This window comes from Neobacillus niacini (assembly GCF_019749295.1).
Classification (GTDB): Bacteria; Bacillota; Bacilli; order Bacillales; family Cytobacillaceae; genus Neobacillus; species Neobacillus niacini_D.
The window spans coordinates 125,125-142,687 of sequence record NZ_JACWFG010000012.1 but is presented as its reverse complement, the minus strand read 5'-3'; the positions used below and the strand labels follow the sequence as shown (position 1 = coordinate 142,687).

The window sequence follows — 17,563 nt, the reverse complement described above, 5'->3', positions numbered from 1 at the left end:
TTTTTAACCCCTTATCTAATATCACATGTGGATATCATACTAGATTTTGGCTGCTATTTCTATGTTGAAGTTATTTTTGTGAAAATCTAACAGTGAAATAATAGGCATTATTTCAAGATTTTAGTAACTCAATTAATAATTATGAACAGAGCACCGCTTTCTTGACTGATCGCTCTATGCATAATGATATTGACTGCGTACTCACTCATTTAAAAACTAAAGGAGATAACATATGGCACGAAACGAAAAGCTCTGTGCCAGCTAAGTGTCTCAGAGAAAATTTCAATGAATGCCGTTGATCAAACTAAAGAGCCTTTATATACAGAATACAGTGAATAAAAAAGAAGATGAACACTACATGTTGTAGAGATTCATCTTCTTTTTCGTTTGAAGGGGCATTTGTCATCCGCCACTTGAGCTGTTCATTTTTGTGTGTAGCACCTTAAATCTTAATATCAATCTTCGCATTTTTCTTTAACTCTTCAACCTGCTGAGCGAGTTTTTCCTGCTGTTTTTGCTGTTGAAGAGATTGTTCGATTTGCGATTTTACTTCTTCAAGCTTTGGAACTTCTTGTCCAGTACTCTTTCCTTGTTCCGCAAATTGTTCATATGTTTTTTGAATTTCTTCATCGGTTATTTTATCAGCCGGCACTTCTTTCTCAATGTACTGTTTAAGTTTAATATCGTTAGCTATTTGAGTTTCAAGTGTTTTCATATCCATGCCGGATTGTTTAAGAGCGGCATCAAATTCTTTTTCTGTTTTAAACTGTTTCTTTATTTCGTCCAGCTGTTTATTAATATCTGCTTCTGAAACTTTATAGCTTTTTTTATCTGCCTCTTGAAGTAGAAGAGTTTGTCCGACCAAGCTGTCAATAGTTTGCTTTTTTACTTGCTCTGCAGCTTCTTTAGAAGCGGGGTCTTGTCCCATTTGCTGCATTTGTCCTTGCGCAGATGCTAAAGCGCTATTATAGTCGCTTCCTAAAACTTCTTTATCATTCACTATGGCAACAGTTTTCTTTTCATCTATTTTCTGTGCTTCTAATTTCTTTTGCATTTCTTCCAATTGCTTTTGCTGTTCCTTTTGCTGATCGGTTTCCGCTGTTTTTGCTTTATCATTATTTTTAGCTTCTTTACTTTCTTCGTTTCCTCCGCATGCTGCTAAAACAACGACCATTAGACCGGTTATTAATGTAAATATCATTTTTTTCATAATCGAACTCCTTCCTTTAGTTAGAAGTATAGATTTCCCAAAAAGAAATCATCTAGTGCGCATTATAAAGTTAATCCTACGAAAAAGAAACAGGATGAGCTCTTTTTTAATATTTATAACAGGATTGAAACATTTGATGATGAATGCCTGTATAACTGAAGCATTGCAACTCAGGGCTAAGGTACCATTTTTTCGTTATTGATAAAGTAGCGATTGACAGTTTAGATACTTTCCTCGTAAAGTTGCTTATGATGCAATTGAAAATGGAGGAGAACAAATGCAATTCATTAATAATCTACTTATGGATATGGAACTAGATCCAAGATTAGTAGAATATCTTTCGGTAATATTCAAGATTCTGCTAATAGGGCTCATCTGTATCGCGGCAAATTTTATTTCAAAGAAAATAGTAATAAGGATTATTACTCGTATCGTTACAAACTCCAAAGTCAAATGGGGTCAAATCGTCTTAGATAGACAAGTTTTTCGAAAGTTATCCCATATTGTCCCTTCGATCATTATTTATTCGTTTGCTTCAACCTTTCCAAGCTATCAATCAACCATCGAGAAATTGGCGATTGCCTATACCATTATTGTAGGATTAGTGTTTATACAAAGCTTACTTAATACATTTAATGATATTTATCAAACCTTTGAAATATCCAAGGTTAAGCCTATTAAAGGATATATTCAGGTTGTTAACATTATTTTCATGACAATTGGGTTTATCTTAGTTATCTCGAACCTCATAGGAAAGAGCCCTCTTATTCTATTAAGTGGTATTGGTGCTCTCTCGGCTGTTTTGATGTTAGTATTTAAAGATTCCTTATTAGGACTAGTGGCAGGAATTCAGTTGACCGCAAATGATATGGTTCGAGTTGGTGACTGGATTGAAATGCCAAAGTATGGAGCAGATGGTGATGTTATTGACATTTCTTTAAATACCGTAAAGGTTCAAAATGGAGACAAAACAATTACGATGATACCAAGCTATGCCCTTATCTCCGATTCTTTTAAAAACTGGAGGGGGATGCAAGGCTCAGGCGGAAGGCGTATCAAACGCGGCTTGTATATAGATACAAGCAGTATCATGTTCTGCACAGAGGATATGATTGATAAATTCATAAAGGTCCAGTACCTATCAGACTATATTATCCATAAAGAAAGGGAAATTGCTGAGTACAATACAAAGAATGCGATAGATAGGAACATTCGCGTGAATGGAAGAGCCCTAACCAATATCGGTGTATTTAGGGCGTATATCAGCAATTATCTCAAAAGTCATCCTGGAATCAATCAGAATATGACCATAATCGTAAGACAGCTTGCACATAATGAGCACGGATTGCCTCTAGAAATTTATGCATTTACCAATGACGTACAATGGGCAGTTTATGAATCTGTGCAATCCGATATCTTTGATCATTTATTTGCTGTTGCACCAGAGTTTGGACTTAGAGTATTCCAGAATCCATCTGGTGCTGATTTAAGAAACATGGTAGAAGAGTCGGGCAGCAAAGCCTTGATTGGCGAAAGGGGCTATTGAAATAATAGTGTTGATAGAAATAAGAATGGTGTTTATATAGATTCAAAATGAAAAAAACCCAAATTAATGGGTTTTTTTTCGTTCGGAAATGAATACTATAAAGCTAGAATAAAATAATTGCTATTTTAGCCTTTCTATGACTAAACTCAATTCGGTACCTTTCACTAATAATCTACTTTTTTCACACCTGCTAATCTATCTCTATTTATGTTAATTACTAATATTTAACGGTTTGAACATTCTTTTAGCAGGGCATTTAACAGGGTTTATAGTATATAATTATTCTTTTATTTCAGTAGAAAATGTAATGATAAGGCGAATCTGTATGTCAGCACTATTAAATAAATTAGGTAGACTAATATTCTTATTTATAGGAGGCTTCCATGGCAAACGATATTATTATCACTTTTGATAACGTAACAAAAACTTATAACAATAATACGAAGGTTTTACAAGACGTGAGTTTTGAGCTTGAGCGAGGAAAGTTTTACACATTACTTGGTCCTTCAGGTTGTGGAAAAACGACGATATTACGTATTATTGCTGGCTTTGAAAAACCGACTACAGGAAATGTTTACATAAACGGCAAGTGTGTAAATGACGTACCTGCAAACGAGCGTCAAGTAAACACTGTATTCCAAGACTACGCCCTATTCCCGCATTTAAACGTATTTGAAAACGTGGCATTCGGTTTACGCATTAAGAAAGTGAAGGATTCTGAAATTAAAGTACGCGTAGCAGAAGCGTTAAAGTTCGTAAACTTATCAGGTTATGAAAACCGTGAAATTACTGAGATGTCAGGTGGACAGCGTCAACGGGTTGCAATCGCACGCGCTATCATTAATGACCCAGAAGTGATTTTACTCGATGAGCCATTATCAGCACTTGATTTAAAGCTGCGCACAGAAATGCAATACGAGCTTCGCGAGCTGCAGCAGCGCCTTGGCAAAACGTTTATTTTCGTTACACACGATCAAGAGGAAGCTTTGGCGATGAGTGATGAAATTTTCGTTTTAAACGAAGGGATTATCCAGCAGTCTGGTACCCCAGTTGATATATACGATGAGCCTATTAACCGATTTGTTGCAGACTTCATCGGGGAGTCAAACATCGTTGAAGGTGTCATGCTTGAAGACTATAAAGTCAAATTTGCTGGTAAAGTATTTGAATGTGTCGACGGCGGAATGAAGCCAAACGAAAAAATTGATGTTGTTATTCGTCCTGAAGATCTGCAAATTACTTCACCAGAAGCAGGTAAAATAGGTGTTACTGTCGACACGCAGTTATTCCGCGGCGTACATTATGAGTTATCAACATATGATAAAGATGGGAATGAGTGGCTTGTGCACTCACTAAAAAAGGCTGAAGTAGGTGCACAAGTAGGTCTTGATTTCGATCCAGAGGCGATTCATATAATGCGTCTAAATGAAACAGAAGAAGAATTTGACGCACGCATAGAGGCGTATACGAATGAAGTTTAAGTCAAAATCAGCTTCCGTCCCATATATAATATGGATTGCACTCTTCGTTATTGCACCAATTGGGCTCGTTTTGTATTATTCGATGCTCGATCTAAACGGAGAATTTACGCTTGTAAACTATAAAAACTTCTTTACATCCGCATATTTAACGATGACGCTGACGAGCTTTTGGTATGCATTAGTAATTACGTTTTTTACGCTGATTATTGCTTATCCAACTGCGTATCTTTTAACAAAAACAAGGCATAAGCATTTATGGCTAATGCTTATTATCATTCCTTCATGGATTAATTTATTATTAAAAACGTATGCGTTTATCGGGATTTTCGGTCTATACGGACCAGTCAATGCAGTAATTAAATTGCTGGGTTTCGACCCAACACAAATTTTATTTACTGACTTTAGTTTTGTGTTCGTTGCGGTGTACATTTTTATACCGTTTATGATTATCCCTATTTTCAACGCATTAGATAAAATGAACCCGTCTTTAATTTACGCAGCACGAGACTTGGGTGCCTCGCCGCTTACAACGTTCCGTCGTGTCATTTTCCCTTTAACGATTGAAGGTGTAAAGTCGGGGGTTCAAGTAACGTTCATCCCTGCTCTTTCACTTTTTATGATCACGCGCTTGATTGCTGGGAACAAAGTGATTACGCTTGGTACGGCGATAGAACAGCAATTTTTAGTAGCACAAAACTGGGGGATGGGTTCAACCATTGCTGTGTTTTTAATCTTGATTATGTTTGCAATCATGAGGTTTACGCGCACAAAGAAAAAAGGAGGTCGAGCATAAATGCGATCAGAGTTAACTGCCAAAGCTAAAGTATATTTAGCCATCGTGTTTATTATTTTATATGCACCGATCTTCTACTTAATTTTTTATTCATTCAATAGCGGCGGATCAATGGGTTCATTTGATGGATTTACGTTAGAACATTATCAAGCCGTATTTGATGATAATCGTCTACTCGCTATCTTAATTAATACTGTAATTGTTGCATTGCTATCTGCGTTAATAGCAACCATTATCGGGACACTTGGAGCAATTGGAATTGTTTCATTGAGAAATTATAAAATACGTAATATCGTATTATCATTAAATAATATTTTAATTGTGAGCCCAGATGTTGTGATAGGGGCAAGCTTCTTAATTTTATTCACCATGATTGGAGTTAAGCTGGGCTTTGCTTCTGTATTAATTTCACATATTGCGTTCAGTATTCCAATCGTTGTATTAATGGTCCTGCCTAAAATATTGGAAATGAACACCAACTTAATTGATGCAGCACTTGATTTAGGAGCCAATCGCCGCGATGTATTAACACGTGTAATTGTTCCGTATATAAAACCTGGAATATTAGCTGGTTTCTTTATGGCTTTAACTTACTCGTTAGATGACTTTGCAGTTACATTTTTTGTTACTGGTAACGGATTTAGTACATTGTCTGTTGAAATCTATTCCATGGCACGTGCAGGCATTTCGTTAACCGTAAATGCAATTTCGGGGCTTGTGTTTATCGTGACAGTCGGTATTGTCGTAATGTATTACTTCATTACGATGCGCTCGAAAAAAACGGGGGGCTCAATTCAATGAAATCTTTGATTCAAATAATGTTAGCAATCGTTATAGCATGCGGACTACTTTCGTTCGCTGCTTCAAAGCTTGAAGCAGCGAATTCAGCTGGTGGAAAGGATACGTTAGTCGTATACAATTGGGGAGAATACATTGACCCTTCGCTAATCGACCAGTTTGAAGAAGAAACAGGCATTTCGGTTATTTATGAAACGTACGATTCCAACGAAGCGATGTTAACGAAAATTAGACAAGGCGGCTCAGCATATGATGTTGTTGTCCCATCAGAATATACGATTGAAACAATGATAAAAGAAGATTTATTAATAGAAATCGATCATTCGAAGCTTCCCAACTTGCAAAATATCGATCCTTACTTTCTAGATTTACCGTTCGACCCGAAAAACAAATATTCTATTCCATACTTTTGGGGAACTGTTGGTGTAGTTTATAATCCTAATGAAATTCCAAAACATATCACTTTTGACTCTTGGGACGATTTATGGGATCCGGCACTAAAAAACAAAGTATTTTTAGTTGATGGTGCACGGGAGATCATGGGTATGGGATTAAACAGTTTAGGATATTCGCTAAATTCACGTGACGATAACCAATTACGTGAAGCATTAGAAAAATTAAAACTGCTAAATGGCAACGTCAAAGCCATTATTGGTGATGAAATTACACCACTTATGATTAATAATGAAGCAACAGTAGCCGTAACATTTTCTGGTCAAGCAGCAGACATGATGTTCGAAAACGAAGAGTTGGACTACGCCGTACCACAAGAAGGCTCAAACTTATGGTTCGATAACATGGTTATTCCTAAAACTTCAAAGAATGTGGCAGGCGCCCATCAATTCATGAATTTTATGCTGGATGCAGAAGTGGCTGCCCAAAATACTGATTATGTGGGATACGCTATACCAAATAAAGCAGCGTGGGAACTATTAGATGATGAAGTGGTAAACGATGAACGCTTTTACCCGCACGAAGAAAGCCGAAACAACTTAGAAGTATATGAAAATTTAGGTCTCGAGCTGTTAGGAACATATAACGAATACTTTTTAGAATTTAAAATGTCGCTAGAATAATTCTCTTTAGTAACAGTGAGTAAGAGCCTTTTCTTAATGGAAGGGCTCTTTATTTGTATGTTTTATACTATTACTTTTATGGAATACTTCGCATATTCATTAGGCAAAATAAGGAACGTGTTTTTAAGGGCTGACAAGTAAATCACAATGTTGGAGGAATGCCTAATGAGTCATTTTCAAAATGTTAATACAATAAAATACGAAGGTCCGGATTCGAAAAATCCATATGCATTCAAGTATTACAATCCGAGTGAAACGATCAATGGTAAGTCAATGGAAGAGCTAATGCGCTTTGCTGTGTCTTATTGGCATACATTTACTGCGGGAGGCACTGACCCCTTTGGTGAAGGAACAATGGTTAGATCTTATGACCGATATACAGGAATGGATTTAGCAAAAGCCCGTTTAGAAGCTTCATTTGAGTTTTTTGAGAAAATGGATGTACCATTCTTTTGTTTCCATGACTATGACATTGCACCAGAATCTGACTCTTTAACAGAAACCTTTAAAAACCTAGACGAAATTGTTGCGATGATTAAAGATTATTTAAAGACCAGCAAAACAAAATTGCTGTGGAATACAGCGAATATGTTCTCTCATCCGCGCTGGTTAAGCGGTGCCGCTACTTCTCCAAACGCTGATGTTTTTGCTTATGCGGCAGCAAAGGTTAAAAAGGGCCTTGAGGTAGGAAAGGAACTGGGCGCAGAAAATTATGTGTTCTGGGGCGGCCGTGAAGGGTATGAGACCTTGCTAAATACAGATATGAAGCTAGAGCTTGATAATCTGGGGCGCTTTTTCCACATGGCAGTTGATTATGCCAAGGAAATCGGCTTTAATGCTCAGTTCTTAATTGAACCAAAGCCTAAGGAGCCAACAAAGCACCAATATGATTTTGATGTTGCTACTGGTATTGCGTTCTTAAAGACATATGGATTGGATGATAAATTTAAATTTAATATTGAAGCTAACCACGCGATACTTGCAGGACATACGTTTGAGCATGAATTACATGTAGCTCGTATACATGGAATGCTGGGTTCTGTTGATGCAAACCAAGGTGATCCACTACTTGGGTGGGATACAGATGAATTTCCAACGGATTTATATTCAACAACTTTAGCAATGTATGAAATTTTAAAAAATGGCGGTCTTGGTTCAGGCGGTTTAAACTTTGACGCGAAAGTACGAAGAGGTTCATTTGATCCAGAGGATTTATTCTTGGCTCACATTGCAGGTATGGATAGCTTTGCAGTCGGATCAAGGGTTGCACAAAAACTAATCGAAGACAAAGTTTTAGATAACTTTATTGCTGACCGCTATAGCAGTTTCAGAGAGGGAATTGGACAAGATATAGTAGAAGGAAAAGCGGACTTCCATAAACTTTCAGAGTATGCATTAAAGCTTGATAAGATTGAAAATATATCTGGCAGACAAGAGAACCTAAAAGCAACTTTAAATCAATATTTACTGAATGTTTCTCGGGGATAAGACAGATAAGCTGGATTACTTATGTAAGCCAGCTTTTTTCGGAAACCTGTAGATGTACTTTAGGCATATATAAGTTTCCCCATGCCGGTAAAATCAGTTGTACACTGCACACCGAATATTACAAGGCATGGACTTAAAAAGTCAGGGAACCTATTGGCACCGGACCTACTATATAGACTTAAAAACACTTGTACGCAACTAAAAGTCCGCCATCCGCAACTTATGAAAGGTGAAAAATTTAAGAGGCTTCCTTACGAGGAAGCCTCCATCTTCTTTATGAATTCAAATCATACATTTGACCTTTTATTAAATAGGCTGCACTTTCCGCAATATTTGTAATATGGTCAGCGGTTCGTTCTAGATAGCGATTAATCAATAATAGTTGTACCAAGTGATCTGTTTCTTCAGGGTGCTCTTTTAAATAACTCGTGAGGGTTTTATAGGTTTCATCACTATAGTTATCAACTTCGTCATCTAATTCGCCAATCTCTTTGGCGAGCTTGATATCTCCATTAATAAAGGAATCTAGCCCCTTTTGAAGCATCGTAATGGAGATATCCTTCATCTTCTCAAGATTTGTGATGTCGACTAAAGAATTGGAATTCCCGATTCTAATAGTTGATTTGGCAATATTAACCCCGAAATCTGCAATTCGCTCGATTTCTGAACTGATTTTTAAAGCTCCGATGATTTTGCGTAAGTCTCTAGCGACAGGCTGCTCCTTCGCCATAAGCCATATAATAAAATGATTAATTTCAATTTCAAGGTCATCCACAACTTCATCTTCTTCTATTACTTTTAATGCTAATTCCACATCTTTTGCTTGAAAGGCTTCAAATGCTCTTTCAAGGGATGCACCAGCCAAGTCGGACATTGTTTTCATTTTTTCCTGTAGTTCCTGTAATTTATTATCAAAGCTTTCACGAACCACCATCATTTTATGACCCTCCTAAATTAACCGAATCTGCCAGTAATATAATCTTCTGTTCTCTGGTCATGCGGCATCGAAAAGATCTTACTTGTTACATCATATTCGACCACTTCACCACTTAGGAAAAATGCTGTCTTATCTGAGACTCTTGCTGCTTGCTGCATATTATGGGTAACGATGACAATGGTATAATCCTTCTTCATATTTTCTATCAATTCTTCTACTTTTAAAGTAGAGATAGGATCCAATGCGGAAGTAGGCTCATCCATTAGAATGATATCAGGCTTCATTGCAATAGCACGTGCGATACAAATACGCTGCTGTTGACCGCCGGATAGGCCAAGTGCAGATGTTTTTAGACGATCCTTTACTTCATCCCAAATGGCCGCACCGCGTAAACTATTTTCAACAATTTCATTTAGTTCTTTTTTATTTTTAATTCCCTGCATTCTTGGACCATATGCCACATTATCATAAATACTCATTGGGAATAAATTTGCCTTCTGAAAAACCATCCCTACTTTGGTTCTTAATTTAATCACATCAGTGGTTTTGTATATATCCTCATGATCAATCGTAATATTGCCGGTAATTTTTACGCCATCAATTAAATCGTTCATTCGGTTTAATGTACGCAGGAAGGTGGATTTACCACAACCAGATGGACCTATTAGAGCAGTAACCTCATTTTCATGGATATCAAGTGATACGGAGTAAAGCGCCTGCTTTTCTCCATAGAACAAATCAAGATTTCTTACACTAATCTTTACTTCTTTATTTGCTTCCTGCAACAGTGTTGAATTATTTACCCTTAATTTAATATCTTTTGCACTCATGTCAGCACCTCATTTTAATAAACTATTTCCGTAACATTGATGTTAAAATCCTAAAGCCGATTTTAACTTGGCAAAATTTATTTAACGCTTATAAATTTAGTTGGGTTGCTCTTTTCTTATTAATATTTGTTCCAATAAGCAGCAAAGTTTAAGAAAAGAGCTCTAATAATCAGCTTTATTTAATTTTTTCGAGATAAACGTTGCCGATAGATTCAACGCTAGGATAATTACGATTAAGACAATTCCAACTGCTGAAGCTAATTCAATGTCACCTGATTCCTGTGTCACTAAAAAGGAATGAACCGTTAATGTTCGTGCTGATGAGAAGATGCTTGAAGGCATAGCTGCAACTGTTCCTGCTGTTAAAAATATCGCAGCGGACTCACCAACAATTCTTCCAATCGAAAGGATAATACCAGATAAGATACCAGGCATTGCACTTGGCAAAATGACTTTATATAAAGTTTGCAGCTTGGTTGTTCCCAATGCTAATGACCCCTCACGATAGGAGTGAGGAACTGTTTTAAGCGATTCTTCTGTCGTTCGGATTATTACAGGTAAAACGATAATGGTTAATGTTAAAGAAGCTGCGATAATGGACATACCCAATTTCAACGTTGTCACGAAGAATACTGCTCCAAATAATCCATAAATAATAGATGGGATTCCTGTTAGGCTTTCGGTTGCAAAACGAATGAGATTTACCAATCGGCCTTGTTTTGCATATTCTTGCATATATACCGCGGCACAAATTCCAATTGGTGTTGCGATGAGTAATGAAATAACAATGGTATAAATGGTCGTAATAATCATCGGCCAAATTCCACCGCCGCCAGAAGGGGAATAGTCACCAAAGATAAATTCGAAGCTGATTAAACGATAACCCTTGAAAAAGATATAGCCAACGATCATGACGAGTACGGCAACGGTCAAGAAAGCCGAACCCCAAAGAAGTCCACGGTACAATTTATCTTTCTGCTTTCTCAACTTACTTACCACCCTTCGAACTGATCTTTGCTAATACAAAGTTTAAGATTAAGATAAACGAGAATAAAACAATCCCTGTAGCAAATAACATCTCCTGGTGAGTTCCGAAGGCATAACCCATTTCTAACGCAATATTTGTCGTTAATGGACGTACACTGTCTGTAAGGCTTGTTGGCAGAATAAGACTATTACCGGCTACCAAGATAACAGCCATTGTTTCACCAATCGCTCTGCCTAGTCCTAAAACAATTGCGGCCATGATCCCTGACTTAGCTGATGGGACAACGACTTTAAAGATTGTTTCTATTTCAGAAGCACCTAGTGCCAATGAACCTTCACGATATGTTTTGGGAACTGCACGAATCGCAGTTTCCGCAACCGTTACAATGGTAGGAAGCATCATGATTGCTAAAACAAGGATTACTGCAATTAAGCTTTGCCCTTTTGCCAGGTTTAATTGATTTTGTAAAAATGGAACAATAAGTGCCAGTCCAAATACACCATATAAAACGGACGGAATTCCAGCTAACAGCTGTACAGCTGGAGAAATGAATTTAGCTACCCTTTTGGGTGCTATTTCAGCAAGAAAAATAGCTGTAAACAAACCTATTGGAACTCCAATTATTAATGCCCCAATGGTTGAATAAATGGATGCTACAATCATTGGCAATATGCCAAATTTCTCTTCACTTGGCACCCAATCTACTCCAAATAGAAAGTCAAAAAAACTATAACCTTCCGCTACAAATGGCAGAGATCCTTTATAAAATACAAATCCAACGATTAATAGTAAACTAATAACTGAAAGGAGTGCACAAAACTGAAATAATCTTGATGACAGCTTCTCTAACATGTACTTCCTCTTATTTGATTTCATTACCTCTTCGGGCTGCCGTGGCATACGCATTCCTCCATAAACTCTATTTCACTTGCTGATCCTTTGGTGAATCAGTAGTATTTGTGGTTATTTAATTGGAATCGCTCCAGTTTCTTCAACAATGGATTGTCCATCTGGACTTAAAATATAGTCGATAAACTGTTTTCCACCATCAGTTATTTGATCCTCTTTGTGGACAAATAAAAATGGACGTGACAGGCTGTATTTTTGCTGCAATACATTCTCTGCTGTCGCTTCCACTCCATTGATATCAACAGTGGATATGGAAGAATCAATATATTCGAATGAGATAAACCCTACCGCATGCTTATTGGTTGCGACCGTCGTTTTGATATTTCCGTTACCACTCGCAATGATCGCACTTCTTATTAATTCACCTGAAGAATATCCTACGATTTCTTGAAAGGCATCACGTGATCCTGAGCCATCCTCTCTGGAAACAACGACAATTTCCATGTCAGCGCCGCCCAACTCTTTCCAATTTGTAACCTCACCAGTAAAAACGGCCTTCACTTGTTCCATCGTAAGGTTTTTCACTTTGTTGCTGGGGTGTGTTACGACTACAATGCCATCATAAGCAATGATGGTCTCCGTTAGCCCGCTTGCTTTTTCTTCCTCTTTTAAATCACGAGAAGACATTCCGATTTCGGATACTCCATTTATAGCGTTGGTAATTCCTGCAGAGGATCCAATTTGATTTATTTCAACTTTTACATTACTTTCTTCTTTAAACTTTTCTGCAATTTTTTCTGCTAGAGGTCCTACAGACGTAGATCCCGAAACAGTAACGGCTGAACCATTATTCGATGCGTCTGCACCTTCATCACTGCTATTTCCGCATGCTGATAGAATGGCAGTAAAGAATAGTACCAATAGTCCCAGCATTGTCTTTCTATTCAACGTCATATGTTTAACCTCCAAGATAATCGATTGGATTTTCTATTCGACATGTAAAATAATAAACACTATATGTAAAGTTACTTTGGATTTAATGTAAAGGTTTTGTAAAATTTATTAATTGGTCTTTGAGATAATGTAAATTTTTCCACCCGCTACTATTTTTTAGTAACATGTAATGTTCTTAATATGCTATTTCGACTGATAATATATGATAAAAAAACGATACTTAACTTTCGTAACGAGTAAAGGTAGTTAAAATTGGTAGATTATACCTATATAAATTAAACAATTGGTACTGCGTCATCCTGTTTTTGCAATATTAAAATAATTATAATTATTCATGCTAATTTATTTCTATTAACCTATAATGATTTTGTGGAAAATAATAGAAATAAAGGGAGGCAGAGAATGATGAAGAAAAAGTTTATTTTACCTGTAGCTCTATCAACTGCAATGTTGGCAGGCTCTATCCCAGCTAGCAGTGTTTTTGCACAGCCAACTGATACAAAGGTTACGAATAGTGTACAAGCTTTAAAGGTATGGAATGAAAAGGCGAGTGTTCCATTATTTGTGAAGGAGCGCTTTGCAGAAAAACATGCAGCCAGCACTTCCTCTGAAGCAATAAATTACTTGAAGAAGAACGAAGACAAAACGGGAATTAATAATCCGGATAAGAAGTTGAAAGTGAAAAGTGTTCAAAAAGATAAACTTGGTATGACGCATGTTCGTTTTAATCAGGCGGTAAATGGAGTAAACGTTGAAGGGGCAGAGGTGGTTGTTCACTTTAATGGAAATAATGAAGTGGTTTCCGTCAACGGAAGAGTAAATCAGACCATCGCTGACCAATCAGTTGACACGTCTGCCTCTTTAAGCAGTGATGCTGCACTAAAGACAGCATTATCCTCTGTTAATGCACCTGAAGAGCTGACATACGAACCAACTGCTGAGCTAGTTGTCCTTCCTATTGAAGGGGAAAATTATACAGCCTATAAAGTGAACGTTAACTTCATGGGAGAGGAACCTGGAAACTGGTTTGTCTTTGTCGATGCTAAGACAGGAAAAGTCATTGATAAGTACAATGGCTTAATGCATGCAGAAGAAGGGAAGTCACAAAAAGGTGCTGGAAAAGGTGTACACGGTGAGCATAGGGAATTACATATTACTCAAGTAAAGGAACCAAATTCTGGTACGAAGTTTGCGTTAGCCGATTACTCACATGAGAACCTTGAAGGAATCGTAACGTACGATGCTAAAAACGATAACACTTCTAGTAATGATACGCTCTATGTAGGAAATTCAGCTGCATTTATCGGTGACTATGACCGGGCGCTTGTGGATGCACACTATAATTCCGAAAAGGTATATGAGTATTTTCTAAATGAGCATGACCGCAATTCCCTGGATGGAGAAGGAATGGCAATCATTTCCAAAGTTCACTATGGTACCAATTATAACAATGCTTCATGGAATGGCCGTTGGATGACCTATGGTGATGGTGATGGTGTATTCATGACATCTCTATCCGCTGGTCTTGACGTAGCTGCCCATGAAATGACTCATGGCGTTATCACTAACTCTGCAAACCTAGTATACCGTAATCAATCCGGAGCGCTGAACGAATCGTTTGCTGATGTATTTGGTGCGCTCGTTGACGACAGTGATTGGGAAATGGGTGAGGATATTATGGCACCTGCTGCTAAAGCCGACGGTGTCACTGTATTGCGAAGCTTAAGTAGTCCAAACAGTGTTGTTGTCAGCAACGAGCAAAGAAGGTCCTATAGCACAAATGGCGGTGTCTATCCAGACCATATGGACGAGTTTTACTATATGCCGACTTCTGTGGATGGCGGTGGTGTCCATGTTAACTCTTCCATTACAAACCATGCTGCATACTTGATAGCTCAAGAAATTGGCAGGGAAAAATTAGGGCAGATATACTACCGTGCACTAACGGTTTATTTAACTCCTAATTCCGATTTTAGCGATGCCCGTCAGGCTGTTGTTCAGTCTGCAATTGATCTTTATGGTGAAGGCAGCGAGGAAGTGGCTGCAGCAAATTCTGGATTTGATTCAGTAGGAATCTATTAAAGCAAGACCTGCTTATAAAAAAAGGACTAGAAATCTACTATGATTTCTAGTCCTGAATTTAATGATTGCACTAATAATTAAATTAGTAAATTTTAAAGTATTGATCAATTCCATCAGCTATTGCCCTTGCTAATAGGTTTTGATAAGAATCAGTTATTAACTTCTTCCGTTCACTTGAATTGTTAATAAAACCAATTTCAGTTAATGTCGCAGGCATGGCAGACTCACGTAAAACTGAAAAGGTGTCCCCAGCTGTTCCACGATCATTTGCACCTGTATAATCTAGCAAATTTTCCTGAATTAAATTAGTAAGTGTTACACTCCTTAGAATTCTGTCAGGATCATCATGCATATCCTCATTGATTTTTGAAGGATATTCTGGAAAATATTTATAATAGTATGACTCAATACCATTGACAGAAGTTTCTCCGCCTGCTGTAGAGTTTGTATGAATACTAACATAAATATCGGTCTTTAAATCATTTGCCATTTTAGAACGATCTAGCAATGATAGGTAGGTGTTGGCAGTACGCGCCATATACACTGTATACCCGCGGTTCAATAATATAGCTTGTACTTTTTTAGCAACTGACAAATTTAAGTCAGCTTCTTTATAACCGCCAGCTGTTGCACCAGGATCAGATCCACCATGTCCAGGATCTAAAAATACCGTTTTGGAGGATTGATTGAACGTGACAGTACTTGCAGGCAATATTGTAACATGACCGTTCTTACTGGTTTCTCTGACTGTAATAGTATGTTGGCCATCCGGGAACTTGGTTGTATCGAGTTCATAATGGAATCCAGCCTTCCCATTATGAAATTGAGGATAAAACCTTTGGACATCTGACCGCGTATCACCATAGAATGCTTGACCAACCACCACATTGTCGACTAATACTTCTACTTTTTCAACTCCGTGATTATCAAGAATCCAGCCATAAACCTTTTGTTTCCCTCTGATGCTTGTTCCTGGTTTCGGGGAATCCAAAAATCCCAATGCATTTTGAATCGTAACAGTACGATCCGATAATGTTGTGACTTGACCGTTCCTACCCATTTCCCTTATCGTAATTGTATGTTGACCGTCAGAGAATTTGGTTGTATCAAGGGCATAGTGATAACCAGATTTGCCATTTTTAAACTGAGGATAAAACCTTTGGACATCAGGTCGGGCGTCACCGTAGTCAGCATGGCCAACCACTGCTCCGTCAACCAAAATTTCTATTTTCGCCACTCCGCTTTGATCCAAAAACCATCCATAGACATTTTGGGTTCCGTTTATTAATGAGCCAGAAGATGGCTTATCTAAAAATCCTAATGCATTATCAATATTTATCGTACTAGCAGGTAATGTTGTCACACGACCATTCTTACCTGTTTCCCTGATTGCAACAGTATGCCTGCCATCAGTGAATTTCGTTGTATCGAGTGCATATTGATACCCTGATTTCCCATTTTTAAATTGAGGGTAGAACTTTTGGACATCAGGTCTCTTAAAACCGTAGACTGCTTGACCGACAACTATACCATCAACCAAAACCTCGATATTTCCCACTCCGCTTTGATCCAAAAACCATCCATAAACGTTTTGAGTCCCGTTTATAGATGAGCCAGAAGCCGGTCTATCCATGAACCCTAATGCATTTTCAATGGTAATGTTTCTAGCAGGTAAAGTAGTTACATGACCATTCGAACTAGTTTCTTTAATCGTCACCGTATGTTTGCCGTCAGTGAATTTGGTTGTATCAAGGGAAAAGTGAAAACCAGCCTTTCCATTCTTGAACTGAGGGTAAAACTTTCGGACATCGGGTCTATCATCACCGTAGAAAGCCTGGCCGACCACTGTATCATCTACTAATACTTCAATTTTTGCTACTTTGCCGGCATCCAAAAACCATCCATAAACGTTTTGAGTCCCGCTCATTGTTGAACCCGATGCTGGCTTGTCCAAAAATCCTAAGGAATTTTCAATCATTATTGTACTAGCGGGCAATGTAGTTACATGGCCATTTTTACCTGTTTCCTTGATGGTAACAGTATGTTTGCCGTCAGTGAATTTGGTGGTATCGAGTGAATAATGAAATCCAGCGTTACCATTCTTGAACTGAGGGTAAAACTTTTGAACATCAGGTCGCGCATCACCATAGACAGCCTGGCCGGCAACTGCACCATCTACCAGCACTTCAATTTTTGCAACTTCGCTTTCATCTAAAAACCAACCATAAATTTCTTGTGTCCCATAAAGTGATGAGCTAGAAATCGGCCTATCCATATACCCTATAGCAGTATTTATTTCCGCTGAGGCGGGCAGTGGAAATTTCAGATACAACAGAAGCAGGATTCCTGCCAAAATAAATCCCACTGTGTTTTTGTTAATTTTCATTTCTGCTCCTTCCTAGTAAGCTATTAATTTTTCTAAAATAAGACAATTCTATAATACTATTCTTCTAGTTAAAAAAAAATAAGAAATATTCCTGGAGTATGTATGTTTACAAGCTTTAAATGGTTAGAGTAGAATTAGTATTTCC

At 37.7% G+C, this 17,563-nt stretch carries 14 protein-coding genes; 7 read left to right on the top strand and 7 right to left on the bottom strand.

The features are described 5' to 3' along the window. Nucleotides 1-442: 442 nt before the first annotated feature. Nucleotides 443-1,210: a SurA N-terminal domain-containing protein gene (locus tag H0184_RS17530; RefSeq protein WP_221827319.1), complete on the bottom strand. Its 768-nt coding sequence runs from the start codon at nt 1,208-1,210 to the stop codon at nt 443-445. 277 nt (nt 1,211-1,487) lie between these two features. On the opposite strand from H0184_RS17530, the gene H0184_RS17525 reads away from it, so the two are divergent. From H0184_RS17525 to xylA, 6 genes are all read left to right on the top strand, one after another. Next, on the top strand, nt 1,488-2,756 hold the full coding sequence (locus H0184_RS17525) for a mechanosensitive ion channel family protein (protein ID WP_221827318.1): 1,269 nt from the start codon (nt 1,488-1,490) through the stop codon (nt 2,754-2,756). A gap of 383 nt (nt 2,757-3,139) precedes the next feature. Next, nucleotides 3,140-4,237 (top strand): ABC transporter ATP-binding protein, encoded by a 1,098-nt coding sequence (locus H0184_RS17520; protein WP_221827317.1) that lies wholly within the window; start codon nt 3,140-3,142, stop codon nt 4,235-4,237. Next, on the top strand, nt 4,227-5,030 hold the full coding sequence (locus tag H0184_RS17515) for an ABC transporter permease (RefSeq protein WP_221827316.1): 804 nt from the start codon (nt 4,227-4,229) through the stop codon (nt 5,028-5,030). The genes H0184_RS17520 and H0184_RS17515 overlap by 11 nt, the downstream gene beginning before the upstream one ends. Further along, the gene (locus tag H0184_RS17510) at nt 5,031-5,831 is read left to right on the top strand and encodes an ABC transporter permease (RefSeq protein ID WP_221827315.1); all 801 of its coding nucleotides are present in this window, start codon (nt 5,031-5,033) and stop codon (nt 5,829-5,831) included. It begins immediately after the preceding gene. Next, entirely contained in the window at nt 5,828-6,904 is a 1,077-nt protein-coding gene (locus H0184_RS17505) for an ABC transporter substrate-binding protein (RefSeq protein ID WP_221827314.1), read from the top strand. The genes H0184_RS17510 and H0184_RS17505 overlap by 4 nt, the downstream gene beginning before the upstream one ends. A gap of 165 nt (nt 6,905-7,069) precedes the next feature. Continuing rightward, nucleotides 7,070-8,392: a xylose isomerase gene (xylA, locus tag H0184_RS17500; RefSeq protein ID WP_221827313.1), complete on the top strand. Its 1,323-nt coding sequence runs from the start codon at nt 7,070-7,072 to the stop codon at nt 8,390-8,392. A 274-nt stretch (nt 8,393-8,666) separates the two neighbouring features. Here xylA and phoU read toward each other — a convergent pair whose 3' ends face one another. From phoU to H0184_RS17475, 5 genes are all read right to left on the bottom strand, one after another. Then, nucleotides 8,667-9,329: a phosphate signaling complex protein PhoU gene (gene phoU, locus H0184_RS17495; RefSeq protein WP_260631649.1), complete on the bottom strand. Its 663-nt coding sequence runs from the start codon at nt 9,327-9,329 to the stop codon at nt 8,667-8,669. A gap of 17 nt (nt 9,330-9,346) precedes the next feature. Beyond that, complete coding sequence (gene pstB, locus H0184_RS17490; protein WP_221827312.1) at nt 9,347-10,159, bottom strand: phosphate ABC transporter ATP-binding protein PstB; 813 nt, start codon at nt 10,157-10,159, stop codon at nt 9,347-9,349. A gap of 162 nt (nt 10,160-10,321) precedes the next feature. Then, nucleotides 10,322-11,146: a phosphate ABC transporter permease PstA gene (pstA, locus tag H0184_RS17485; protein WP_221827311.1), complete on the bottom strand. Its 825-nt coding sequence runs from the start codon at nt 11,144-11,146 to the stop codon at nt 10,322-10,324. 1 nt (nt 11,147) lies between these two features. After that, a complete protein-coding gene (gene pstC / locus H0184_RS17480) occupies nt 11,148-12,047 on the bottom strand; it encodes a phosphate ABC transporter permease subunit PstC (RefSeq protein ID WP_260631648.1) in 900 nt (299 codons plus the stop codon). Nucleotides 12,048-12,110: 63 nt separating this feature from the next. Then, nucleotides 12,111-12,950: a phosphate ABC transporter substrate-binding protein gene (locus H0184_RS17475; protein WP_221827309.1), complete on the bottom strand. Its 840-nt coding sequence runs from the start codon at nt 12,948-12,950 to the stop codon at nt 12,111-12,113. 405 nt (nt 12,951-13,355) lie between these two features. Here H0184_RS17475 and H0184_RS17470 point away from each other — a divergent pair, with 405 nt between their 5' ends. Beyond that, entirely contained in the window at nt 13,356-15,032 is a 1,677-nt protein-coding gene (locus H0184_RS17470; protein ID WP_221827398.1) for a M4 family metallopeptidase, read from the top strand. A gap of 82 nt (nt 15,033-15,114) precedes the next feature. On the opposite strand, the gene H0184_RS17465 is transcribed toward H0184_RS17470, so the two are convergent. Further along, nucleotides 15,115-17,418, bottom strand: coding sequence for an N-acetylmuramoyl-L-alanine amidase (locus tag H0184_RS17465; protein WP_221827308.1), 2,304 nt, complete (start codon nt 17,416-17,418; stop codon nt 15,115-15,117). Nucleotides 17,419-17,563: the final 145 nt, after the last annotated feature.

What these genes read in the sequence shown, in the direction of transcription:
- H0184_RS17530 (WP_221827319.1), bottom strand. Translation starts at nt 1,210, where the DNA reads ATGAAAAAAATGATATTTACATTAATAACCGGTCTAATGGTCGTTGTT.
- H0184_RS17525 (WP_221827318.1), top strand. Translation starts at nt 1,488, where the DNA reads ATGCAATTCATTAATAATCTACTTATGGATATGGAACTAGATCCAAGA.
- H0184_RS17520 (WP_221827317.1), top strand. Translation starts at nt 3,140, where the DNA reads ATGGCAAACGATATTATTATCACTTTTGATAACGTAACAAAAACTTAT.
- H0184_RS17515 (WP_221827316.1), top strand. Translation starts at nt 4,227, where the DNA reads ATGAAGTTTAAGTCAAAATCAGCTTCCGTCCCATATATAATATGGATT.
- H0184_RS17510 (WP_221827315.1), top strand. Translation starts at nt 5,031, where the DNA reads ATGCGATCAGAGTTAACTGCCAAAGCTAAAGTATATTTAGCCATCGTG.
- H0184_RS17505 (WP_221827314.1), top strand. Translation starts at nt 5,828, where the DNA reads ATGAAATCTTTGATTCAAATAATGTTAGCAATCGTTATAGCATGCGGA.
- xylA (WP_221827313.1), top strand. Translation starts at nt 7,070, where the DNA reads ATGAGTCATTTTCAAAATGTTAATACAATAAAATACGAAGGTCCGGAT.
- phoU (WP_260631649.1), bottom strand. Translation starts at nt 9,329, where the DNA reads ATGATGGTGGTTCGTGAAAGCTTTGATAATAAATTACAGGAACTACAG.
- pstB (WP_221827312.1), bottom strand. Translation starts at nt 10,159, where the DNA reads ATGAGTGCAAAAGATATTAAATTAAGGGTAAATAATTCAACACTGTTG.
- pstC (WP_260631648.1), bottom strand. Translation starts at nt 12,047, where the DNA reads ATGCCACGGCAGCCCGAAGAGGTAATGAAATCAAATAAGAGGAAGTAC.
- H0184_RS17475 (WP_221827309.1), bottom strand. Translation starts at nt 12,950, where the DNA reads ATGACGTTGAATAGAAAGACAATGCTGGGACTATTGGTACTATTCTTT.
- H0184_RS17470 (WP_221827398.1), top strand. Translation starts at nt 13,356, where the DNA reads ATGAAGAAAAAGTTTATTTTACCTGTAGCTCTATCAACTGCAATGTTG.
- H0184_RS17465 (WP_221827308.1), bottom strand. Translation starts at nt 17,418, where the DNA reads ATGAAAATTAACAAAAACACAGTGGGATTTATTTTGGCAGGAATCCTG.